We start from the raw sequence: 23716 nt of genomic DNA on the forward strand, positions 1-23716 counted from the left end.
TATTGGCTGGCCAACTCTTAAGTTGGATAGACGATGAGGCAGCTACTTTTGCAGACTGCCAAATGAAAAGTTTGAGTCTTTAAATGAATATCAGCAGTGAATGTAATAGTGCCCACACGATAGGGAGATGTGATTGAGTTTAGCTTGTCTTTGCTAAGCTATGGGTCAATCTTCACTGAGGTCATTTTTTACTGAGTTGACGGCATCACGGGATGCATGGCCAATAGCGCGGGTGGTATCACGCGTTGCATGACCAATATCAGTCGTGACCTCTTTGGTCGTTTCACCAATCTGACGGCCAGCATCTTTTAGTTCTGCACAAGCGCTGACAGTCGTTATTGCGGCGAGGAGAATAACTAAAGCGGGTAATCTCACAGTATCGATCCATTTATTAGGTAATTGCCGCCACTATGCCAGCAATTACCTAATGGATCCAGCTTGTAAAAAACTGGTTAATGCAGTTTTAGGTGCGGATGAATAATGCGGCTAATGCCTTTTGCTAGCATTAGCAAGGTACCTTTAACTGGGCCGTGCAGCTCAATAAGGTGTCTTCTATATAACGAGGTATAGACAAAGCGAGCAATCTTACCCTCTACCATCACGCCGCCGCCAATGAACGACATCAAATTACCAACGGTGTGGAACTTAGACAGGTTTACCAGTGCCCCAAGATCTTTATATACATATATGTTTGATGCCGGTTTACCCGCTAACAGTAACTTTATATTGTCTGCAGTCATCAGTGCCATTTGGCGTGCCGATTGGCCTCGTGGCGGCACCCAGCTGCCATCCTCTTGTGGGCAAGCTGCACAATCGCCGATAGCGAAAATAGCAGGGTCACGGCTGGTTTGCATATTTTGCTGTACCATCACTTGATTGATATGGTTGCTCTCTAATCCACCTATATCTTTTAAAAAGTCAGGTGCTTTAACACCCGTTGACCAGATCACCATATCCGATGGAATGAATTGATCTTCAGAGGTATGCAGCCCCTCTGTTGTGACCTGATTGATCCGAGTATTGGTCATCACATTGACGCCGATTGCTGTTAGCTCTTTGGCGACAGAGGCCGAGATCTCAGCCTTTTCGACTTTAGGAAGGATGCGTTTATCCGCTTCAATCAAGGTGATTTCAAGTAAGCTACTATCAATTTTGTAGCCAAATCCGCGTAGCTGATCGACCGCATGGTGCATCTCTGCTGACATCTCTACACCTGTTGCCCCCGCACCAACGACGGCGATTTTTATTTTTTCATCGAGTTGGTGATGGCTGGCGTAGCGCATAAATTTATTGAGCAATATGGTGCGGATCTCCATAGCTTGCTCAGTGCTATCTAAGAAGACGCAGTTGTCGCGTACACCGTCAATATTGAAATCATTAGCGATACTGCCGATGGCGATGACGAGATAGTCATAATCGATACGGCGGGCTGGTAATAACTCTTCACCTTGCTCATCGGTGATAGGCGCCAAAATGACCTGTTTTGCTTCTCTATCAATCTCGGTCATTGCACCTTGTTGAAAGTGGTAGCCATGGCCTGCAGCGTGACCACGGTAGCTAATAGCATCAATGCCGATATCCAATGCACCCGTTGCTACCTCATGCAAAAGAGGTTTCCAAATATGGCTCTCTGCACAGTCAATTAGAGTGACTCTGGCCTTGCCTTTTCGCCCTAACTGGTGACCAAGCTTAGTCGCAATTTCCATTCCACCAGCGCCGCCACCGACGATGACAATATTTGCCATTTTATGCATGAGTTTACAATCCTTGAATTAATAAAGTAGTAAGTAAAATAGAGCTTTAGATATCAGGCGAGTGAACTAACTTGTTGTTTAAGTTGTTTTTAGGTGTGCTTTCCACTGTTTTGTAATTAGAAAAGTAATAACTATAAACACAGTAAATTGTAGCAGTGAGCTTGAAAAACGGCAATTGATTCAATAAGTGTCGCCTGAAGCGATAAATGTCATCTTTTCGTCGTTATGTTGCTGTTTCGTATGTATTTTGTAGTTTTGGTTTTGGCGTTTTAGTCAGCTGGTGACAATGGCAGAGGGTCGATAACTGTGATCTGGGAGGGGTATTAATGCTTAGAAATGTGAACTGGGTTGGGTTTATATCAATTGAAGTTAGCGGCATGCTCTAACTGTTAGAACATGCCTGCTAATGATTACAGTTTGCTTAAGCGAGATTTATAATCATCGATAATGTGTTCCATTATCTCTTGTACTGATGCGTCTTTGGTTTTGTTATCCATAAAGACTTTAAAGGTTGCCAGTACATGTATGTCATCTCTAAGGCGGTCATTCTTCATCGAAAAGTAGGCTTGCTCTTGTTCCGCTTCTCTAACAACAAGACCCTCATGCTCAAACAATCGAGTGCCTGAATGGCCGTGCCATTTGGTGATTCTGTCGAGTGCGATTTCACATGAACGGTTAATCTCAATATGGTTTAGCCAGCTTGTTGGATGAGAGGGATCCTTTATTTGAGGGCATCGGACTGTATAGTTATAAACGTGGGAAATTGCTGTCATAAATTACCTACCTGTTCGCTGTAACGGATGCCATATTGGGCACTGTTTTTTATTCTGGTCAACAAATCGTGTTGGCCTGTGCGTACTGTATGTGTCTAACATTAACAATTAAGTTTTAACTTTGGTCATTCAATCTAATAATAGCTTACGTGTCATGCTGTTATAGATAGTAACGTAAAAGAGCTACAATATTTGTATCATTATTGGACTGCTATTGAAACCACAACTCTTGCTAATTTTAAAGCCTAGCTAAAACTTAGTTGCTCTGAGTATTTTTTACCATGACATCAACTCCAATAAACTTGCTCTAGCTCCCACTTTTACCTCTGACAACCTCGACAAAGGTCACTTTGACTGATAAAGCATCAGTTAATTTAATGACGTGCTTTTGTTGGCTATTTGCTGCTGTTTTTTTAGGAATATGCGAGTTAAGCGATTTGCTTGTGTAGAAACAATGCTGCAAATATGTAAAAAGGTTTATATGAAGGGCAGTATATGCTTATAATTTCACAATAAAGTAATCCAATCCCCAACCCTCCAGGAGGCTTAAATGGCCTGTTCAACAGTTTCAAAGCTAAAACTGCTAGCCATAGTGTGCATTAGTATTATTGCCACCGGCTGTGGTGAGGCTCCAGCACCTCAAGCGGCGGCGTTGCCGAGTGTGATTGTTAGCACTGCAAAGATGGAAGACATCCAGTCTAAAACTGAAATTGTTGGCCGAACTAGGGGATCTGAAGATGTGACCATTAAATCGCAAATTCAGGGGCAACTGCTTAAGCGCTCTTTCATCGAGGGAGACGATGTTACTCAAGGGGACTTGCTGTTTGAGATCGACCCTGCAACCTATGTTGCTGAGTTGGCTCAGCAAAAAGCGGTATTGAAGCAAGCGGTAGCCTCTAGAGATGTGGCGGTAATGAATTGGGAACGTGGTCGTCGCTTATTGCCTGATGGCATGATCAGTGCCCAGGACATGGATGAACTAACTTCGCGTAAGCTGACTACAGCCGCCGGGGTTGTGCAAGCCGAGGCTGCGGTGAGTGCTGCAGAGTTACAGCTCAGTTATACCAACATCTATGCCCCTATTTCAGGTCGAATTAGTAATGCTAAAGTCAGTACTGGTGACATCATTAGCCCGCAATCAGATATGGCGAACTTAGTTCAACTGCAGCCAATGTGGGTTAACTTTCAGGTCGCCGAAAGAGCGTTAATTAGTGCACAACAGAGTTTTTCTAAAGCGCTATCACGAGATATTAAGATCCAAGATATTGTGATTAATCTGCGTTTGCCGAATGCGACCATGCATAAAGAGTCAGGTTACATCGATTTTGTCAGCAACAAGGTTGATCCCGCGACTGGCACCCTACCTATTCGTGCAACTTTTAAGAATGCAGATAATTTTATGCTGCCAGGCATGTTTGTCACCTTGATTATCGAATCGCCCATTAAAGAGCAAGCGTTATTAATCCCACAGGCGTCTGTACAAGAAGATCAACAAGGTCGTTTTGTCATGGTGCTTAACGAACAGAATAAAGTTGAGAAGCGTATCGTCGAGCTTGGCGAACGATTTGGGGTTAAATGGCGTGTGCTGAGTGGTTTAGATGGTGGTGACCGTATCGTTGTTGACGGGCTACAAAAAATCCGCCCCGGTATTGAAGTGAACGCGGTCGAACAAGAGATTGTTCCTTTCCAAGACGCAAATGAAACTAAGTAGAGGCTTGCTATGATTAGTGAATTCTTCATCAATAGGCCTAAGTTTGCCTTTGTGATCTCTACCGTACTGACTTTGGTGGGGCTTATATCAATCCCAATCTTGTCAGTGGCTGAGTTTCCTGAGATTGCGCCACCGCAAGTGAGTGTGTCGACCAGTTACTCTGGCGCCAGTGCCAATATTGTCAAAGACACCATCGCCCAGCCGTTAGAAGCTGAGGTGAACGGCGTTGAAGGCATGTTGTATATGGAGTCAAAGAGTGCCAACGACGGTAGCTATTCACTCAATGTGACCTTTGAGGTCGGTACCGACCCCGATATGGCACAGGTAAAAGTACAAAACCGGGTGCAGCAAGCCATGCCGAGATTGCCTGAAGAGGTGAAAAGGCAGGGGGTGAAAGTTGAGAAACAGAGCCCCAATATTTTGATGGTGGTCAACCTTGTTTCTCCTAAAGAAACCTTTGATTCACTGTTTATTACTAACTATGCGGGCCTGAATGTAAAAGATGCCTTAGCGCGTCAGAATGGCGTATCGAAAGTACAGATTATTGGTGCACTCGATTACGCAATGCGAATATGGCTTGATCCCGATAAAATGGCCAGCTTTTCGATTACAGCCACCGATGTTATCGCGGCATTGCAAGAGCAAAATATTCAAGTCGCTGCGGGGCGTATTGGTGCTGCGCCAGTCGATCCTGAGCAGCAGTTCCAATATACGCTGCAGACCAAAGGACGACTTAAGAATCCGAAAGAGTTTGCGGATGTTGTGGTCCGAGCTAATGAAGATGGCTCAAAAGTTATAGTCGGCGATGTGGCTCGTGTTGAGCTAGGCTCACAAACCTATGACGCCCAAGGCAGGCTCAACAACAAACCGTCAGCGATTATCTCTATCTACCAGTCACCGGATGCTAACGCCTTAGAAGTGGCGGCGGGCATTCGACAGCAGATGGATAGCCTAGCGGCTAACTTTCCAAGAGATCTTGAGTACGAAGTGCTATATGACACCACAGAGTTTGTAGAAACCTCGATTAAAGAGGTGGTGCAAACGCTGTTTATCTCAGTTGCCTTGGTTATCTTTGTAGTGTTTATTTTCTTGCAGGATGTTCGTTCAACCTTGATCCCCGGGATTGCGATCCCAGTTTCTTTGATTGGTACCTTTGCCTTCTTGTTGATCTCCGGCATGAGCATTAATACGGTGTCGCTATTCGCGCTTATCTTAGCCATTGGTATTGTGGTTGATGATGCCATTGTGGTGGTAGAAAACGTAACGCGTTTAATGCAAGACGAAGGCTTGTCACCGAAAGAAGCGACTTCTAAGGCGATGAAAGAGGTCACCGGACCGATTATAGCGACGACCTTAGTGCTGTTAGCGGTATTTGCACCTACGGCAGTGATGCCTGGGATCACCGGGCAAATGTATGCTCAGTTCTCGGTAACCATCTGTATATCGGTACTTATCTCATCAGTTAATGCATTGACGCTAAGTCCGGCATTATGCGCCTCTGTACTGCGAGCACCGAAAGATCATACCCAAGGTTTCCACGCTAAGTTCAATAAGCACTTTAATATTTTCACTGGCAAATACACCAAACTAGTTCATGTACTCACCCGCAAGCTGGTGTTGGTGCTAGTGGTCTTTATCGCACTGTTAGCAGCGACTGGCGGTTTAGCAAAAATCTTACCATCGGGCTTTGTGCCGATGGAGGACAAGAAAGCCTTTATGGTTGATATTCAGCTTCCTGATGGTGCATCACTTAACCGTACCGAAGATGTCATGCGTGAATTGGTGGAGTTAACGCTGGCAGAGCCGGGCGTTGAAAACGTGATCCATGCCAGTGGCTTTAGTATTTTATCTGGATCGGTTACTTCAAACGGCGGTTTGATGATTGTCACGCTATCGACCTGGGCTGAGCGTGAGTCAGCTGATATGGCTGAGCATGCGATTGTGGCAAAACTGCAAGCCAAATACGCGGCGAATCCATCTGTTAAAGCAATGGCTTTCTCACTGCCGCCAATACCAGGTGTAGGTAGTGTAGGTGGTTTTGAGTTTGTACTACAAGACACTCAAGGTCGTAGCCCGCAGGAGCTAGCATCGGTGATGCGTGCGCTTATAATGAAAGCGAACGAGCAGCCTGAAATTGCCATGTCATTTAGTAATTTCCGCGCCGATGTGCCGCAAATGTTTGTCGATGTTGACCGCGACAAGGCAAAGGCATTAGGCATACCGCTTAATGAGATCTTCACCACCATGCAGACTATGTTGGGGTCGATGTATGTCAATGACTTTAACCGCTTCGGTAAGGTCTTTAGAGTGATATTGCAGGCGGAAGGTGAATACCGAAATTCCGATAGGGATATTGCCCGCTTTTATGTGCGTTCTTCATCCGGTGAAATGGTGCCACTGAGTACCTTGGTGACAGTGACGCCAATATTGGGACCAGACGTGATGAACTCATACAATATGTTTAGTTCTACCACGATTAACGGCTTTCCTGCACCAGGCTATAGTTCCGGTGATGCGATTCTCGCTATGGAACGAGCAGCCTCTCAGAGCTTACCTACAGGCTATACCTATGAATGGACTGGGCAGACATACCAAGAGATTAAAGCGGGTAACTTAGCGCCACTTATCTTTGCCTTAGCCTTGGTCTTTACCTATCTATTTTTGGTAGCTCAGTACGAGAGTTGGACCATTCCGTTTGCGGTGATGCTTGCCGTGCCGATTGCGATATTAGGAGCGTTTCTTAATATTTGGCTGGTGGGTGCTGAGCTCAACTTGTACGCCCAGATTGGTTTGGTGTTGTTGATAGGCTTGGCCTGTAAGAACGCTATCTTAATTGTTGAGTTTGCCAAGCAGTTAAGAGAGGAGGGTAAGAGTATTTTGGATGCCGGTGAAACGGCTGCGAGACTGCGTTTCCGAGCAGTATTAATGACCGCTTTTTCGTTCTTACTCGGGGTACTACCTTTAGTTGTAGCCACAGGCGCGGGCGCCGGTAGTCGCCGAGCACTAGGTTATTCGGTGTTCGGTGGTATGTTAGCGGCCACTATCGTTGGTACCTTGCTTGTGCCTGTTTTCTACGTGATGATGCAAACGTTACGTGAAAAGTTTAAAGGTAAAGCAGAACCTAAAGAGGAAGAACTTAAGAGCGAAGAGGTAAAGGGTTAAGCTCTTAAGCCTTAGTGTCTAAGTCCGTTTCAAGTACATTTTGAATTAATGAAGGCCTGCATTGTTGCAGGCCTTTTTATTGGTTAAGTATGGAGTGAGCGGGAGTTACTGGCTCACTGGCCCATACCGATTTAGTCTAAATGTTGAAGCTATCATATTGTGTATTTTTATTTATAAAAAGAAACGTCGTGGTGCTTAACCCGCTCTTGCTTCCATAAGAGTCAATCCTGCAGCGTCACGGTGAAATTTCTGAGAAACGAAATTTCCAACGGGGAAGATTTGATTCTCAGAGTTTATTGAAATATTTTTAAGCTCAGACGTTTACGAGAAAACAGATAAAACTTAAAACACAAGTGCTAAGTATTTACGCTTTTATAACCCTGTGCGGATGCAGTTGAGGCATTTGGTTTCATGGCCAATTCTGTTCCATACAGAATTCGGCACTCCCTCAATCCATGGAGCTCAGATTAAAGCGCAGAGCGGCCAAGGATGGTGCAAATAAAGATGCCAAAAACTGTCCTGCTAGGCATCGATAATTTTTTAACATCTAACAAAGCCTATAAGAATTAATCTTATGACGAATGTTAAAAAATGATACACGGACCCATTGAACACCCTAGGCTCTCTTTCTCCGCTGCCGACGAGGTGATTTCTGTCGCTTCGATTTAGAAATTATCTATTTACAGTAATGCCTTAGCAGTGATAGTTTGTTAAGAAATTAACGAGTTGCTAAGAACGTTATCGAGCGACTAATGATTAAGCTGTTATGAGTTTTCCTATGGTGTCACAAACTGAGTTAGCAGAACGTACGATTAGATTTATGAATTTAATGCCTACGGATCTAGGAATGGAATTAACTTTACTTAAAGGGCATCTTTTAATTGAAGAGTTTCTAAGTGATTTAATTAAGGTCAAATTATCTGATTACAATCCTTTAGGTCTAAAAGTTGAAAAAAGAATGATGTTTAACCAAAAATTAAATTTGTGTTGGGCATTAACACGAAAGGAATTACCTGATTCAATATGGATAGCGCTTAAAAAATTAAATTCTATACGTAATGACATGGCTCATGAAGTAGAGCCTAAAGGTATAAATAAAAAAATAACTGAACTAACGACACAAGTTTTACCAAACTCGGGGTTTAGTAAAGAGTCATACGAAGGACGGGAATTACTTTGTACTATTGCGTGGATGCATGCGGCATTGAGTGGCACAGCTTACCGCCAATCAAACTCATAACACGCCAATTAAGACGGGACTGCTAAAGCTTGGCTCAGTTTCGCTCCGCTATACAGTTTAGCCAAGCATTATCAGGCCCTTAATGGGGCGTTATGTAGCAAGGAAGCATATTGAACTGGTCGAGAATAATAAAGCTTTCAGCTTTCCACTTTGTAGCACTCACTTTATTGAGTATGTTAACTACTTTGTTCATTGGAGCTGATAATTTAGATAAACAAGCAGGGCGTGACTTGTTACTTTATTTTAATTTTCCTTCATTTATTGTTGGGTCAACTATCCTTACTCTATTTGCTAAAACACAAAAGTCAAAAGTTTTATTGCATCTTTTAATATCTGTAATAATAAGCTATGTCGTATCTACTGCCATTGTTTCTGTACTTATGCAAACAGTATATATTTCACCAACATGGGTTATTGATTTACCTATGTCTATAATGTCTATTTTAGTAGCAATATTCATTGGTGGATATTTTCGTGGTAAAACTAGAAATACTACATAAAAAGCTATTAATAAGGGCAAAAAACAGCTGGCGGTTTTCGTCCCTCAACATTTTAGCCAACAGTTTTAGTCCGCTTAATTGGGCGTTATACATTCAGGGATAGTTTTGTGGAAGTCGAAGAGTTAGGCTCTCTCTATTTTCATGAGAGATTTGAAAGTGATATCGAATCAATAAATGATTCAGCGAATGGACTTTTCATCATCATTGAATCGAAAGATGAACTAGGCAAAGATATGTGGCTTAAACTTAGCTTTGAGTTGTCTATGGCTTACAGGTACCTCGATGAGGCTGATCTTTCATATTATTGGAAAACAGATTTATTTTCTTCACGTTATCATGTTTATCAAATATTAAATGGTGGATGGTGGATGGTCGAATGGTGAACCACGACATAAAGCAGTTATGGATTTTACCGACGCTTGTAAAAATAGAGAATATTTCATAGCTACTTCAAATGGTTGTATGAATGTTGTTAGTGACCAACCTCCGATGATTGAGTTATTGAATGTATAAACAAGTGTAATTAGGTGGGTTTATTATCCATAAAAGGCGCTTAAGAGGGAAAGTTTACAGTTGGCTGTTTTCACTCTGTTAAACATGTTAGCCAGCTACAAATTTCCCCTTAGCGGGGCGTTGGTATGACTCCCCACGTCAAGCAGAACATGACGATACCGGCCTAAATACTTAAGCCTTTATCTTTTCTTCTCATCCAAATTGGATTGAGCTAACACAGTCGATGAAGCAAGTAATTTCGTCGGTTGTCATGCTGATATCCGTGGATTACTTATCTTTCAATAAGCAGCGCCTACCTTACATAATCCGTCGTGACACCTGTCTTCAGTCTATGTTCGTGGTTCAATACGGAGCTAACCGCATTGCCATCCTAACGCCCTCGGTGATCGTGTCACATCCGATGCTTGACCCACTGTATTAGCTCAAAATCGTTTATCATGCAGGTACTCTCGATAACCGTAGTTTGGGATTAACTTTTGTCAGTACCACTTCTCGTGAAATAGCCCAAATATAAGCAATCATTTCTCTGGCAATGGCTGTCACGACTACGTTGTTATGTTTGCCCTTGTGCATGAGTTTTTGATATCGACGACATAGCCTTAACTGCGCTTGCCATGCGATATCAACAATATCTTTCGGTAAACCTTCTTGTCTTATTTGCATCTCGGTTGAGATCTTAGCGGGGTAGCGATAGGAGTGAGCCCCTTCGACTAATAACCGCCTTGCTCGACCATTGCCGCATTTCGTTATCGCACCCACATGCCGCTTGCCGCCACTCGAGTGCTCTGAAGGCACTAAGCCAACATAGCTCATTAACTTTCTAGGATGATCAAAGCGAGTTAGATCGCCTAACTCAGCAATGACCCCTGCTGCAACTAATAACCTCACTCCACGTAATGCTTGTATGGCTTTGACGACCGGATAGTAACGCCACTTTTTAACGTGATGTTCAAGTTCATTGTCTAGCCGTTTTAGCCTCGCGATCCGCTCCGAAATGGTTTGTAAGTATTCTTGCAAGACAATCTGTTGACTAGGATGCGGCAATATCAGTTCAGTCAGCCAGCGTAAGTGCTTTAGCGACCAATTAGCGGTGCCCTTATAGTTGATGTTATTTCTAAGCTGAAGCGCTTTAAGCTGGTATTTAGCGTCTTTTAGATCTTTCATAGCAGTTTCACGAGCACGAGATAGATCGCGGATTGCTTCATCTTCAGGCTCAGGAACATAGATAGCGGTCAGATCTTCGGACTTGAGCAGCTTTGCTAACTTAAGCGCATCACGTTTATCGGTTTTAACCTTCTCACCAGGCTTTTTAGGAATAAGCGAAGGAGCAATGACATAGCAACAGTGACCTAAGCTTGTCAGCAAGCGGTAGATCCAATATCCGCAAGGCCCTGCCTCATATACAAAGTGTAAGGTCGCTTCTGGATACTTAGATTGGAACTGCCTAGCAAGTTTGATTATAGACGCTTTGGCACTTGAAACTCGCCCAAAATGAACCGCTTGCGCTCCTCTTTGATCTTCAATATAAGCAACTTCTACAAATTCTTTATGTGTATCAAGGCCAATAAAAAGTATGTTATGTTTATTCATGCTGATCTCCGATTTAGTTTCTTTAACAAAACTATTATGGCTCTGGCTTTCAGCTAACCCACGATTGATTGGAGATCAGCATCTTTAGTGGGGAGTCATTATGTCTAGGTGTTTAAGGCGAAGGGATGCATATGGCTAATAATGATTCACAAAATAATCATCAAAACTCTGTGAGACCTATTTTTAGAATCCTTACTGGTGCGTTATTTTTGTTTGGAGTTTATGGCGTATATTTAATTGCTTTAGTTAAATATTCTATTTTTACTAGCTCAGGTTTTAGTCTTGGTTTTATTTTCTCAGGTCTTATAAGTTTTACAGTTTTTATTATTTGGGTGTATGTATCAGGTTATGTCACTCTTAAGGGTAAACTACCTAGTGGTAAAAACACCTAACAAGGGTTTTCAAGTCGGACAAATTACAGTTGGCTTTTTGTTCTTGCCTTACTTATTTTAGCCAACTGCAATTTGCCGCTTAAAACGGCGTTATAAGCACAAGGAATTTTTTCAGATGATCCGCAACTTTCTAGAGACAGAGAAACAAATTCAGAATTCAGCACATGATGGAAAAGGTGCTGTAGAGTTGTATGAAATTTGGGGTAAATCAGATTTCATCAGCGGATGCGATTTTATTGATAGGCAAATTATACCGCCAAATTCTACTGTTGGTTATCACAAACATGGTAACAATGAAGAGATGTATATCATTCTTGAAGGCAGCGGAACAATGACTATTGCAGATCAAGAATATAGAGTTAAAAAAGGAGATATGATTAAAAACCCTCCTTTTGGTGGGCATGGTTTGGTCAATGATTCAAACGAGAACATAGAGTTGTTAATCATACAGATGAGTGTTGAGTAGTGTGCTTATAACAAGCTGCTAAATCTAGCCTCACCAAGGCTGTCATGCCATATGCTGCGCTAATCACCCGCCAGCTCTAGGTTCACTTATTAACAGGGCGTTAATTACCTTATGGAAGAGTCAGTAAAATGATTAGGGATATTTTGGGAAAACCATTCGAATGGCATATGTATGGCCTGGGTTACCTAATGGTGGGCTGGCTGTATATTCAAATAGTTATTTCACCTATGGCAATCCTTGCTATGTTGAGTTTGGTCAGTTTTGAGTTTGTAGATTCAGATGTGGCATTGAACATTTTATACAGTGCATTGCTCATTGGATTTATTATCGGGATATATTGGGCTGAGCGAGTGCGTAGGACTCATGGTGTTCTGAATTTTCACTCATATTTGTTATCTACACCAGAGATTGATGGGTGGAGAGATAGAAGTGGTAATGTTATTGCTAGGGGGTAAATTAACAAGTGCCTTAACGACGACACCGTTAGCTGTCATGGTTTTAGCAAACACCGCAAAAACATTATGCCAGCACGGTAGGTGTTAGGCGGGCGTTAGCTAGCAAAAGGATATTGGACTAAGTTTTGAAACTTTACATTAAATTTGCAGCAATATATGCGTTAAGGATGGGCGGAGCACTTTTCGCAGTGACTATGTTTATTGCCATTGTTAGTAGCTTTCTCAAAGGTTCTGATGACCCAATATCTGTTGTCATTCAGCGTTTGGCTATAGCTTCCATTGTGGTTTTCTTAATATTTTATATTGGCAGTTTTATCTATGGACTATTCAAGTACCATGTTGAATCCCCCTTTATGGATAGTCAGGAGTAATCTGCTAGCTAACAAGCGCCTAAATTATGATTCACCGAGGCTATCTGCCACTTGCCGAGCAAATCGCCCACCAGCACATGGTTCTCTTATTTAGAGTGGCGTTATGAGTTCACAAGCCTTGCCTGAATATCTACATTTTCTTCTTAAATAGCTGAAACTCAAGGCTTTCAATCTTTAGCCCAAGCCCTTGACTCATGAGTAGAGCCTATTGAAACAGCGAGAGTTGAAAGCTTTGGTTTGTAGCGCTACAGGGTTGATTTATTATGGGTGGCTATATTTATTGTTAATAATATTATATTGAAAATATTTCAACTGATGATTTGAAAGATGCTAAGTATTGATATCTGCTTGAATGCTAGTTATGTTGTTGATTATCAATGGCTGGCTAAGTTGTTTCTGCCCCGTAAATAGGCGTCATGTACTCAAGGAGAGTTACGCACATGGATTCTAGTCCTAATTATAAAAACTACACACTAGATGAGTTATATGACGTTAGAGATAACATAAATAGAGAAAAATACCCTGAAAGGGCAAAAGAAATTGACTTGGCCCTTTCAAATAAGATGAATAGTCCTGAAGGGAAATTAGAACTAGAAAGGCAACAAGAAGTAGATAAATATTCAACGTTTTGGCGGCGCTTTTGGGCTGCTACAGTTGATGGCATTATATTCGCAATTATATTGTATGTTGAATGTTTGATATTTGGTGTTGAATACAGCGCTCAAGATAAATTCCTTCAAGCTTTAAATGGTGTTCAATTCGCAATTTACGTAATTTTTATGCACGGTTATTTTGGTCAAACGCTCGGAAAAATATTGATGGATGTAAAGGTCCTTAACCATGACACTGAGACTGAGATCAATGTTAAACAGGCACTCCGCAGAGAGTCAGTTAGTTTAACTTTAAATATTTCATGGGTTTTGATTATCTTAGTAGTAGCAACGTCATTAGAAATGTCCGGTAGAATCTCCGAAGGTTTATCTTATGCTGTTATAGGGTTTGGTATTCTAGCTATGGTTTGGGGAGTATCAGAGTTTGTAACCATGTTGTTTAACGACAAACGCAGGGCAATTCATGATTACATTGGTAAAACAGTTGTAGTACGCACATAGAAAATAGTTAGAAAAGAACGATTATCAATGGCAGTCTATGTCTATGTCTATGTCTATTTTGGCTTTATTTGACGTTTTATCAAGCTGTTAGGTGAAAACTGGCATTACTAACTCTGGTAGTGCCGTAATTCAAAAGTGAAAGAAACTCTTAAAATGAAAGCAATTATTATTAGTATATTTTTATTCAGTATCAGCCTTAACATACAAGCAAGTGAGTCTATCGAAGGTGTTACAACATATTCGATAGAAACTATAAAAGAGTTAAAAATTGAGTCGTTAAGTGCTTTATTGGTAAATCACTTTAAATCAAATAATCTCAATATTAAAGACATCGACACAGTTACATATTTAGCAGATGGCGTAATGACTGATATGTCCGGTAAAGAAAAAAATAACAACTTTCTTTCTGCTGAAACTGTTGAGCTGCTAATTAATGACAAGGCGCTGATTGTTAATGTAATATCGCATAAAACATCTAACGAATAATTTAACCGGGTGAATACTGTTTGGCTGTTCTTATTAGGTTGCCAAACACTATTTGCCCATGAGTTAGCGCATTGTCGAGTATTCGATTACCATACATTTTCTAATCAAAAACGCATAAACTAAAGTCTGAGCTCTTACACATTTCTGTCCTGCAGCGCTCTAAAACTGATCCGACTGTATAGTTACTGGCTCACTCTTTATAAGGCGCCAGTCTTCATCGAATCGCTCATACTTTATTGTCTACCGATAACGGCGCCGCTGAATGGATACTGCGGTAAAAGCCCCATGCATGAGCTTGCTGTTTCTGGCGGAATACTGGCCGAACTGAATCATTAATACAAAGGGGCATTGAGTGGAAGGGCTACCAGAAAGGAAAAAGCCCACTCCGAGGAGTGGGCTCTTAAGCTTGCTTTAACTTTTGCAGGGAAAAAGCGAACTCTTTAATTATATCGCAATTGCAGCAATTTGTATCTTGTAAAGCCATCGGAAACTACGTGAAATCGCCTGTCTATCGGCTTTTTTCTGATATTTCAGATGTTTTTATATCTGAAAACATCCCAAAAGCTTATCTAACAAAGCGCGCTCCTTTACTGCAAGTCGATTTTTAATCAAACTGCCAGTCAAAAAAAGCAAGTTGCAGTCTCTCTATGTTGATGAACATTGCAAGCGCATCTACATTGATTAAAAGTGCAATGAAAGATAGCAAGCACTGCCAAGGGAGTGTTGACAAGCTTGCTATCGGTTCACCTTTTACTTAACTAATTGAACTGCGTAACTGTCGATAAAATCAATGCTGTAAACTCAACGCTATAAAGCGTTCGTAAAGATCTGACAGATCTCTTCATGAGTTGCTTGTTTAGGGTTGGTAAATCCACAGGCGTCTTTCAGAGCATTGTCTGCAAGCGTAGGAATATCTTCAGCCTTAACGCCTAGCTTAGTAAGATTCTCTGGGATTTTGACCGCAACTGAAAGCGCTTTAATCGCTTCTAACGCCGCTGCTGCGCCCTCTTCATCACTCATGGCAATGACATCCACACCCATCGCTTTAGCAACATCTTTTAGGCGCTCTGGTACCACTTGTGCGTTGTAGGCTTGAACGTGTGGCAATAACAGTGCGTTACATACACCGTGTGGAAGGTCGTAAAAGCCGCCCAACTGATGCGCCATAGCATGTACATAGCCTAAGCTTGCATTGTTAAATGCCATACCCGCTAAGAACTGTGCGTAAGCCATTTGTTCACGTGCTTGAATGCTCTGGCCATTTTCAACCGCCTCAACAAGATTACCTTGGATAAGCTCTATCGCTTTAATCGCACAGGCATCAGTGATTGGGTTTGCAGCAATAGACACATAAGCTTCGATTGCGTGAGTTAATGCATCCATACCCGTGGCAGCTGTTAAGCCTGCAGGCTTAAGTAGCATCAATTCAGGGTCATTAACTGATAATAGTGGCGTGGTGTTTTTGTCGACAATGGCCATTTTGATATGACGCGTTTCATCAGTGATGATACAGAAACGTGTCATTTCACTAGCTGTACCAGCAGTGGTGTTAATGGCTACAAGTGGTAGTTGTGGCTTAGCAGATACATCCAGACCTTCATAATCTTTAATGCTGCCGCCATTAGTTGCCACTAATGCGATACCTTTTGCACAGTCATGAGGAGAGCCGCCACCAAGAGAGATGACAAAATCACAATCATTTGCTTTTAGTAGCTCAAGGCCTGCTTCAACATTACCCACTGTTGGATTTGGTTGCACGCCATCGAATACGACTGCTGCAATACCATTACTTGCGAGCTTGTCAGTCACTTGAGCAACCAAGCCTATTTCAACTAAAGGCTTGTCTGTAACAATTAGAGCATTCTTAAAGCCAAGAGTTTTGATATCACCAATAGCTTCGGTAACCGCATCTTTGCCTAAGACATTGACAGATGGGATAAAAAATTTAGCAGCCATAAAATTCACCTATTACGCTTAATGTTAAAAGTTGTTATATCTTCTGGTAATTAAAGTACCAACACTGATGCGCTAAAGGTGTGATCTGGCTCTGATTTAGCCTTAAATCTAGTGTAAATCACTCTAAAATTCGATCTAGGTAGCTAATTCTGTAATTTTATGACGTCGATAGCCTTCAATATGAAAATTCAATACTCGCTAAATAGTATTGTCGTTTTATTTACCGCAACAGTACGGTTATGTGGGTGCTGATGACGGCACTCTAAACTTATTCTGGTGTCTACCTTGGCAAAGGGGTGTCACCGAATTGACATAAAACTGTCTTTAAGCTGTTATCTGTTACTGGCATGGTTACGGCTCGATCTACAACGTGCGTTGTCAATTCGGGGATAAGCAGTATGGGGCTAGAGAAGTTACTGTATTTGCAGGGTGTCGGTGCCGAGTTTGTCAGCTGTAGTGGCGAAAAAATCTATACTCCAGAACAAGATCGCATCGGAATACTACGTTGCATGCTGGCTGGTGAGCAGCATCTGAATGACGAGCTGATTGCCAGCAAAATCTTTGCGCTCGACGCATTGCCATGGACTCATGCATTACCGAGCTTTCAGCATTGCTGTATTGAAGCGCCATTACTCAACCTTTACCTCCCCGAACACTGCAATGACTTGTTGTGGATTGAATTGCAGCTAGAAGATGGCAACGCATATAAGTTTGCCGTTTATTGCGATAAGTTACGCTCTCACTGCAGTGATTTCGGCACTAGCCCCTTGGTAGAGGTTGCCGGTGATTACCAAATTGAAACAGTGGGTTATCTGCATTATCAATTATCCATAACGCAAGCATTTATTGATTCATCTCTGGTGCGAATAGACGCTACGGATAGCGTCGAGCTTCCTTGCATTGGGCTTGGGTATCATCGGGTGAGCTTCTCACTGGATAGTCCTGCAGCCGCTGCTTGCACTGATCAAACCAATACCGATGACGATGGAATAACTTCTGCAACCTGGCTGGTCGCCCCTGCAACAAGCTATCAAGGCTGCAAAACAGGGATAGATGACCGGCTTTGGGGCTTGAGCATCCAACTATTCAGCCTACGCAGCGATACCCAGTGGGGAATTGGTGACTTTGCCGATCTGTTATCTCTTCTCGATGTTGTAGCCAAAGAGGGCGCAAGTTTTGTAGTACTTAATCCGCTACATGCGCTTGATATTGCTAAGCCGCAGGTGTGCAGCCCTTATAGTCCATCTGACAGGCGTAGATTAAATCCGCTCTACATCAACATTGAGATGGTGCCCGAATTTGAGCTGCTATTGAGTGTAAAGGCTGATGCCGTAATTGACCCTGTAAATGGCGAGCCTAGAGCTGATTTACAGGAGTTAAAGGCTGAACTCATAGCGATTAAGGCGCTAGTTAATGCGACAGATTGGCTCGACTATCGCTTAGTCAGTCGCCATAAATACCGTATTTTTGCGCGATTATATAAGTTATTCCTATTGCATCATGCTGAACAGGCTACCGGGCGAGCACTGTGCTTCAACCGTTTCATCGCCGACAAAGGTGAGCCGTTGCAGCAGTTTTGCGATCAACAAGCCGAAGACACGAGAGAGTTAAGCGAGTTTAAAGGCCTCGATAGGCGCTTTTTTGCCTACCTACAGTTCGTTGCCGAGCAGCAATTAACTCAATGCCAAGGACACGCTAAGCAACTTGGGATGTCAATTGGTTTGGTCCGCGATCTCGCGGTGGGAGCCGCGGCTAATAGCGTTGAAGTTAAAATGGCTAATAACCCTTTTTGCCAGCAAGCCAGTATCGGCGCTCCGCCAGACCGATTTGCACCACAAGGCCAAAATTGGGGGCTGACTCCGCTAGATCCTATTGCGCTTAAACAGAGTGACTATCAACATTTTATCTCCTTGTTACGTAGCAATATGCAATCTTGCGGCGCACTGCGTATCGATCATGTGATGTCGCTTCTGCGCCTATGGTGGTGGCCTGCATCTAAGGAGCTCGGTAAAGGAGCCTACGTCTATTATCCGTTGGATGCACTATTGGCCATCTTGTGCATTGAAAGTCAGCGGGCACAATGTCGCGTCATTGGTGAAGATTTAGGGCTTATTCCACCTGAAATAGTCAACAAGCTATCTGCTGCAGGTGTTTTGTCAAATGAACTATTTTATTTCAACAAGCAAGCTGGTGTTTTTACGCCACCACAAGAATACCAACCGCAAAGCTTAATGATGTTGGCTAATCACGACGTACCACCGTTATTAGCATGGTGGCAAGCAGACGACCTCGCGCTAAGGCACAAGCTCGGTCTTATTGACAGCGATAGTACCCTCCAAGCTGCTTTACAAGAGCGTGACCATGAAAAACAACAATTACTTATGCTTTTGTGTCGTGCTGGTGCACTGAACCATAGCGATATTGATAGCACAGAGTATCCAGTATTATTGCAGGCTTGGATCGCTGTTTGCGCCGCAGGTAATGCCAATTTATTTAGTGTGCAATTGTGCGATTTGGCCCTTGATAACCAACCTGTAAATATCCCTGGCACTTGGCTTGAATATCCTAATTGGCAACGACGTATGCCTGTCACTTTAGAGACCATGGCTGCGGATCAGAGCATTAAGGTATTGTTTAAACAACTTAGGTTGGCACGAACAACTGCTGCTGTGCCCCATGATCAAATACCAACTTGCTCAACAACATTGTCACTACAACCTAATGGACTAAACCGCTATGACCAATAACGCTCCCGAATTTAAACATGGTTCCGATGTCGCTTTACTAAACGGTGAGTTTGTTGATGTATTTTCACTACTCGGTATGCATGCAAGCGACAATGGTAAATCACTGACTGTACGTTGCTTTTTGCGCGGAGCAGTGAGTGTTGACGTTATTTGCCACAAAACATCTCGCAAGGTAGCGAGCTTGGCTAAGTGTAATGATGAAGGGCTGTTTAGCGGTAAAATGGGCCGTAGGGTAAAGCCATTTCTCTACAAACTGCGGGTCCAATACCCTTTAAGCGAAGTCAATATTGTCGATCCTTACCAATTTGATAGCCAATTGGCTGCTGATGATCTCTATCTTTTTGGTGAGGGGGCACAGCAACAAGCTTATCAGTTTCTAGGTGCTAATTGGCGTGAATGCCAAGGCGTTACTGGGGTACTCTTTTGTGTTTGGGCGCCCAATGCCAAGCGGGTGTCATTAATCGGTGATTTCAACCATTGGGATGGTGCGGTCAACGTGATGCGCCAACATCTTGCCAATGGTATTTGGGAAATTTTCATTCCAAATATTACGGCGGGTACCTACTACAAGTTTGAGATAATTGATGCAAATGGGCTTTGCATTGAAAGAGCCGATCCATACGCTAAAGCAATGCAACCTGCTCCGGGTAATGCCTCGATGGTGAGCAGCGCTAAGCAACATGTTTGGCAAGATAAGCAATGGCTTGCAGAGCGTAGTCAACAGGTGTGGCATCAAGCGCCAATGTCTATCTATGAAGTTCATCTAGCCTCTTGGCGCAGGCAGGGTGAAGACGGTACTCAATACCTTGATTATGCTGAGCTAACACAGCAACTCATCCCCTATACCGTAGACATGGGCTTTACGCATCTGCAGTTAATGCCAGTGAGTGAATATCCATTCGATGGTTCTTGGGGTTATCAGCCTGTAGGGCTTTATGCGCCGACTTACCGTTTTGGCGACCTGAACGGTTTAAAAATCTTTATTGATGCTTGTCATCAGGCGGGCATAGCGGTGCTATTGGATTGGGTGCCTGCTCACTTTCCAAAAGATCCCCATGGGTTATGCCTGTTTGATGGTACCAATTTGTATGAGCATCACGACCCGCGCCAAGGTGAACATCCTGATTGGGATACGTTGATCTATAACTATGAACGTGGCGAGGTACAAAGCTATTTATTGAGCAATGCTTGTTACTGGTTAGAGGAGTTTCATTTTGACGGCTTGAGACTCGATGCCGTGTCTTCGATGTTGTATTTAGATTACAGTCGAGAAGCGGGGCAGTGGTTACCGAATGCTAATGGTGGGCGCGAAAATCTCTCTGCAATTAGCTTTCTACAAAACTTGAATCAACGCATCTATCGCCGTTTTCCTGGTGTTTGTATGATTGCCGAAGAGTCGACTGCTTGGCCGGGAGTGAGCCATGTGATTGATAAGCCGCTGTCGCAATCGATAGATAGCCATACACAATATAACTTAGGCTTCGGCTTTAAATGGAATATGGGCTGGATGAATGACAGCTTGAGCTATTTACAGCGCGATCCCATCTACCGTCAACACCATCACCATGAGCTTAGTTTCAGCCTCGTCTACCAATATACCGAACAGTTTATTTTAGCCTTGAGCCATGATGAAGTCGTGCACGGCAAAGGCTCATTGCTGCATAAGATCCCTGGAGATGATTGGCAGAAATTTGCCACGTTAAGGGCCTATTATGGCTTTATGTGGGGTCACCCAGGAAAGAAACTGCTGTTCATGGGAGATGAATTTGCCCAGCGAGATGAGTGGAACCACGATGTTAGTTTGGATTGGCACCTGCTGCAGTACGCGCCTCATATAGGGATGCAGGCTTGGGTTAAAGATCTAAATAAACTCTATAAATCATCCACAGCTCTTTGGTTAAAAGATAGCGACCCTAGTGGTTTTAGCTGGTTAGATTGTGACAATGCAGCCTCGAGTATCTTTAGCTTTATACGTCACGGCGAATTAGGTGCTGAAGACAATAGCTCATTGGTGTTTATCGTTAATATGACGCCGGAGGTGCATCACGGATTTAGGATCGGACTTGCTCAGAGTGGTGACCTTGTCGAGAAGCTTAACAGTGATAGCGCATTTTATGGTGGTAGCGATGTAGGTAACCAGGGGCTCATTTGTGCAGAAGAAATTCCATATCAAGGAATGCCTTTTAGCGCACTAGTGACGGTGCCGCCGCTTGCCTGTTTAATTATTGGTAAGGCATAAACCATGCTGACCACCAGAGGGCTTCCTTATCCGCTTGGGGCAACGGTCGATGATAATGGTGTTAATTTTGCGTTGTTCTCTGCCCATGCCACATCAGTCACGCTTTGTGTGTTTGATAGCAGTGGGAAGAACGAGCTTGCACGTTATCCCTTGATGCACAAAAGCCAACAAGTGTGGCACCTGCATATAGCCTGCACAGATAAGGGATTGGTCTATGGTTATCGAGTCGATGGTCCTTTTGAACCTCATTCTGGTCATCGATTTAACGCCAATAAACTGCTGCTCGACCCTTATGCTAAGCAGTGGGTCGGTCAATTTGTAGAACATCAAAGTCACTATGGTTACTGCACTGACCACACGTTAGAAGACCTGTCTTTTAACTGCGACGATAATGCGGCTTACATGCCCAAATGCAAAGTCGTTGATACTGCTACATTAGCCGCTATTTCGCCCTTAAGGGCTGCGGCAGCACATGTTGGCAATGATCTTAATGGTCATATCATTTATGAGCTGCATGTAAAGGGCTTTACCCAGCAGTGTGATGACATTGATGCATCTGTTCGTGGCACATATTTAAGTTTAGCAGAGCCGAAAATACTAAATTACTTAACCGATCTAGGGGTGACCTGTGTTGAGTTGTTACCAGTACACAGCTTTATTAATGAAGCCTTTTTACAGCATAAAAATCTAACTAACTATTGGGGCTATAACAGCTTAAGTTTCTTTGTGCCCCATTTTCAATATCAAAGCGAGTCCCTCACCGGACCAGAGCCAATTGAACAGTTTAGGATGATGGTGAGCGCGCTGCATGACTCGGGTATAGAGGTGATCCTCGATGTGGTTTATAACCACACCGCTGAAGGTAACCGCCATGGACCAACCTTGAGCTTCAAGGGGATTGATAACTTAAGTTATTACCGATTGCTCCCAAATGATAAACGCTTTTATATCAACGACACCGGCTGTGGGAATACACTAAACATCAGCCATCCCAAAGTGTTGCAGATGGTCATGGACTCATTACGTTATTGGGTTGAAGTGATGGGCGTAGACGGTTTTAGGTTTGATTTAGCCAGTTGTTTAGGTCGAGAAAATCATGGTTTTGATAAGGGTGCAGGTTTTTTCGATGCCATAGCCCAAGATCCAGTGCTGAATAGAGTAAAGCTGATTGCAGAGCCTTGGGATATCGGGCCTGGAGGCTACCAGTTAGGCGGTTATCCTCAAGGTTGGAGTGAATGGAACGATCGTTATCGCGATACTCTGCGCCGCTTTTGGCGCGGCGACTTTGGCATGCTGCCTGAGTTAGCGCGGCGGTTACATGGGTCGAGTGATTTGTTTGAACATGCTGATAGAAGCGCCGGCTCCAGTATTAATTTCATCACCAGCCATGACGGTTTTAGCCTGCATGATCTGGTCTGTTACTGCCAAAGGCATAATGAACTCAACGGTGAACAAAGCCGAGACGGACATCAAGAAAACTACAGCCATCACTATGGTGAAGAGGGTGAAAGCGACAGTGCAGAGATAAATGCGCTGCGCCAACGGCAAGTGCGCAACATGCTCACCACACTCATCTTGTCGCAAGGCGTGCCTATGCTGCTGGCGGGAGATGAAATTGGTCATAGTTTACAGGGCAACAACAATGCTTATTGCCAAGACAATGATATCAATTGGCGAGACTGGTCCTATAACGCCGAACAGGACAGTTTACTGCAGTTTGTTAAGCAGCTGATTGCCATTAGAAAACGTTTCTCAGGTTTGTACCCTAAGCATTTTATCCATAACAATGTATCAACAGAGGGAGCCGGGCTTGACTGGTTTTGCCGCCAAGGCGAACTGATGAGTAAGGTGCAGTGGAGCGATGCCCATACACGTAGCTTAAGTTTGGTGCTCTGTGGTGATGTCGCCTTTGAAGCATCTGTTGAGCCAGTTCAGCAGGCGCTATTGTTGATGCTAAACGCCGATGAACAAAGCTTAGCATTTAATGCCCCTTGCCTTGAGGGCTACGGTCCGTGGCAATGTTTATTGCATACCCAAACAGATGAGCAAGCCAGCGCATTGCAGGCTCAATCAGAGTTGCGTTTAGCCGACTCGGCAATAGATCTAATCCCATCAACTTCATCCTCCATTCAGCAATACCAACTGGAAGAGCGAAGCGTAATGTTGTTTTATGCTCAACTTAAAGGAGCAACCGCATGACTGCACCTGTAAAGACGACCACTTCTAAGGCTAAAGCAAAACTCAAATCT

At 43.3% G+C, this 23716-nt stretch carries 19 protein-coding genes; 14 read left to right on the forward strand and 5 right to left on the reverse strand.

Annotation, left to right across the window (positions count from 1 at the left end; all coding sequences use genetic code 11):
- Window positions 1–165: 165 nt before the first annotated feature.
- From JK628_RS06830 to JK628_RS06840, 3 genes are all read right to left on the reverse strand, one after another.
- Window positions 166–375 carry a hypothetical protein gene (locus tag JK628_RS06830; RefSeq protein WP_237524161.1) on the reverse strand — a complete coding sequence of 70 codons (210 nt, stop codon included), beginning with the start codon at window positions 373–375 and terminating at the stop codon, window positions 166–168.
- Window positions 376–452: 77 nt separating this feature from the next.
- The gene (locus tag JK628_RS06835; protein ID WP_202288731.1) at window positions 453–1754 is read right to left on the reverse strand and encodes an NAD(P)/FAD-dependent oxidoreductase; all 1302 of its coding nucleotides are present in this window, start codon (window positions 1752–1754) and stop codon (window positions 453–455) included.
- Window positions 1755–2164: 410 nt separating this feature from the next.
- On the reverse strand, window positions 2165–2527 hold the full coding sequence (locus JK628_RS06840; RefSeq protein ID WP_202288733.1) for a cytoplasmic protein: 363 nt from the start codon (window positions 2525–2527) through the stop codon (window positions 2165–2167).
- Window positions 2528–3077: 550 nt separating this feature from the next.
- Here JK628_RS06840 and JK628_RS06845 point away from each other — a divergent pair.
- The 5 genes from JK628_RS06845 (at window position 3078) to JK628_RS06865 (ending at window position 9523) form a co-directional block, all read left to right on the forward strand.
- Entirely contained in the window at window positions 3078–4238 is a 1161-nt protein-coding gene (locus tag JK628_RS06845) for an efflux RND transporter periplasmic adaptor subunit (protein WP_202288735.1), read from the forward strand.
- A gap of 9 nt (window positions 4239–4247) precedes the next feature.
- Window positions 4248–7400: an efflux RND transporter permease subunit gene (locus JK628_RS06850; protein ID WP_202288737.1), complete on the forward strand. Its 3153-nt coding sequence runs from the start codon at window positions 4248–4250 to the stop codon at window positions 7398–7400.
- Between the two features lie 847 nt (window positions 7401–8247).
- Entirely contained in the window at window positions 8248–8640 is a 393-nt protein-coding gene (locus JK628_RS06855) for a hypothetical protein (RefSeq protein ID WP_202288739.1), read from the forward strand.
- A gap of 110 nt (window positions 8641–8750) precedes the next feature.
- Entirely contained in the window at window positions 8751–9140 is a 390-nt protein-coding gene (locus JK628_RS06860) for a hypothetical protein (RefSeq protein WP_202288741.1), read from the forward strand.
- 107 nt (window positions 9141–9247) lie between these two features.
- Window positions 9248–9523 (forward strand): hypothetical protein, encoded by a 276-nt coding sequence (locus JK628_RS06865; protein ID WP_202288743.1) that lies wholly within the window; start codon window positions 9248–9250, stop codon window positions 9521–9523.
- Between the two features lie 565 nt (window positions 9524–10088).
- On the opposite strand, the gene JK628_RS06870 is transcribed toward JK628_RS06865, so the two are convergent.
- Entirely contained in the window at window positions 10089–11243 is a 1155-nt protein-coding gene (locus JK628_RS06870) for an IS110 family transposase (protein WP_202288745.1), read from the reverse strand.
- Window positions 11244–11374: 131 nt separating this feature from the next.
- Between JK628_RS06870 and JK628_RS06875 the strand changes: the two genes are divergently transcribed.
- The 6 genes from JK628_RS06875 (at window position 11375) to JK628_RS06900 (ending at window position 14525) form a co-directional block, all read left to right on the forward strand.
- Entirely contained in the window at window positions 11375–11635 is a 261-nt protein-coding gene (locus tag JK628_RS06875; protein WP_202288747.1) for a hypothetical protein, read from the forward strand.
- Between the two features lie 115 nt (window positions 11636–11750).
- Window positions 11751–12101 carry a cupin domain-containing protein gene (locus JK628_RS06880; protein ID WP_202288749.1) on the forward strand — a complete coding sequence of 117 codons (351 nt, stop codon included), beginning with the start codon at window positions 11751–11753 and terminating at the stop codon, window positions 12099–12101.
- A 128-nt stretch (window positions 12102–12229) separates the two neighbouring features.
- Window positions 12230–12556, forward strand: a complete 327-nt coding sequence (locus JK628_RS06885; protein WP_202288751.1) for a hypothetical protein — start codon at window positions 12230–12232, stop codon at window positions 12554–12556.
- Window positions 12557–12681: 125 nt separating this feature from the next.
- On the forward strand, window positions 12682–12927 hold the full coding sequence (locus JK628_RS06890) for a hypothetical protein (RefSeq protein ID WP_202288753.1): 246 nt from the start codon (window positions 12682–12684) through the stop codon (window positions 12925–12927).
- A 440-nt stretch (window positions 12928–13367) separates the two neighbouring features.
- The gene (locus JK628_RS06895) at window positions 13368–14039 is read left to right on the forward strand and encodes an RDD family protein (protein ID WP_202288754.1); all 672 of its coding nucleotides are present in this window, start codon (window positions 13368–13370) and stop codon (window positions 14037–14039) included.
- 153 nt (window positions 14040–14192) lie between these two features.
- Entirely contained in the window at window positions 14193–14525 is a 333-nt protein-coding gene (locus JK628_RS06900; RefSeq protein WP_202288755.1) for a hypothetical protein, read from the forward strand.
- 807 nt (window positions 14526–15332) lie between these two features.
- Here JK628_RS06900 and yiaY read toward each other — a convergent pair.
- A complete protein-coding gene (gene yiaY, locus JK628_RS06905) occupies window positions 15333–16481 on the reverse strand; it encodes an L-threonine dehydrogenase (protein WP_202288756.1) in 1149 nt (382 codons plus the stop codon).
- A gap of 398 nt (window positions 16482–16879) precedes the next feature.
- On the opposite strand from yiaY, the gene malQ reads away from it, so the two are divergent.
- From malQ to glgX, 3 genes are read left to right on the forward strand one after another with little or no spacing between them, the layout of a single operon-like run.
- Window positions 16880–19228 carry a 4-alpha-glucanotransferase gene (gene malQ / locus JK628_RS06910; RefSeq protein ID WP_202288757.1) on the forward strand — a complete coding sequence of 783 codons (2349 nt, stop codon included), beginning with the start codon at window positions 16880–16882 and terminating at the stop codon, window positions 19226–19228.
- Window positions 19218–21467, forward strand: coding sequence for a 1,4-alpha-glucan branching protein GlgB (glgB, locus tag JK628_RS06915; RefSeq protein WP_202288758.1), 2250 nt, complete (start codon window positions 19218–19220; stop codon window positions 21465–21467). Before malQ ends, glgB begins: the two co-directional genes overlap by 11 nt.
- A gap of 3 nt (window positions 21468–21470) precedes the next feature.
- Entirely contained in the window at window positions 21471–23666 is a 2196-nt protein-coding gene (gene glgX / locus JK628_RS06920; protein ID WP_202288759.1) for a glycogen debranching protein GlgX, read from the forward strand.
- Window positions 23667–23716 lie beyond the last annotated feature (50 nt).

The organism is Shewanella sp. KX20019, from assembly GCF_016757755.1.
Taxonomy (GTDB): domain Bacteria; phylum Pseudomonadota; class Gammaproteobacteria; order Enterobacterales; family Shewanellaceae; genus Shewanella.

Excerpts from the sequence above, each read along its gene's own strand:
- JK628_RS06840 (WP_202288733.1), bottom strand. The coding sequence starts at position 2,527 with ATGACAGCAATTTCCCACGTTTATAACTATACAGTCCGATGCCCTCAA.
- JK628_RS06885 (WP_202288751.1), top strand. The coding sequence starts at position 12,230 with ATGATTAGGGATATTTTGGGAAAACCATTCGAATGGCATATGTATGGC.
- JK628_RS06880 (WP_202288749.1), top strand. The coding sequence starts at position 11,751 with ATGATCCGCAACTTTCTAGAGACAGAGAAACAAATTCAGAATTCAGCA.
- JK628_RS06875 (WP_202288747.1), top strand. The coding sequence starts at position 11,375 with ATGGCTAATAATGATTCACAAAATAATCATCAAAACTCTGTGAGACCT.
- JK628_RS06855 (WP_202288739.1), top strand. The coding sequence starts at position 8,248 with ATGGAATTAACTTTACTTAAAGGGCATCTTTTAATTGAAGAGTTTCTA.
- yiaY (WP_202288756.1), bottom strand. The coding sequence starts at position 16,481 with ATGGCTGCTAAATTTTTTATCCCATCTGTCAATGTCTTAGGCAAAGAT.
- JK628_RS06870 (WP_202288745.1), bottom strand. The coding sequence starts at position 11,243 with ATGAATAAACATAACATACTTTTTATTGGCCTTGATACACATAAAGAA.
- glgB (WP_202288758.1), top strand. The coding sequence starts at position 19,218 with ATGACCAATAACGCTCCCGAATTTAAACATGGTTCCGATGTCGCTTTA.
- JK628_RS06850 (WP_202288737.1), top strand. The coding sequence starts at position 4,248 with ATGATTAGTGAATTCTTCATCAATAGGCCTAAGTTTGCCTTTGTGATC.
- malQ (WP_202288757.1), top strand. The coding sequence starts at position 16,880 with ATGGGGCTAGAGAAGTTACTGTATTTGCAGGGTGTCGGTGCCGAGTTT.
- glgX (WP_202288759.1), top strand. The coding sequence starts at position 21,471 with ATGCTGACCACCAGAGGGCTTCCTTATCCGCTTGGGGCAACGGTCGAT.
- JK628_RS06835 (WP_202288731.1), bottom strand. The coding sequence starts at position 1,754 with ATGCATAAAATGGCAAATATTGTCATCGTCGGTGGCGGCGCTGGTGGA.
- JK628_RS06845 (WP_202288735.1), top strand. The coding sequence starts at position 3,078 with ATGGCCTGTTCAACAGTTTCAAAGCTAAAACTGCTAGCCATAGTGTGC.
- JK628_RS06900 (WP_202288755.1), top strand. The coding sequence starts at position 14,193 with ATGAAAGCAATTATTATTAGTATATTTTTATTCAGTATCAGCCTTAAC.
- JK628_RS06895 (WP_202288754.1), top strand. The coding sequence starts at position 13,368 with ATGGATTCTAGTCCTAATTATAAAAACTACACACTAGATGAGTTATAT.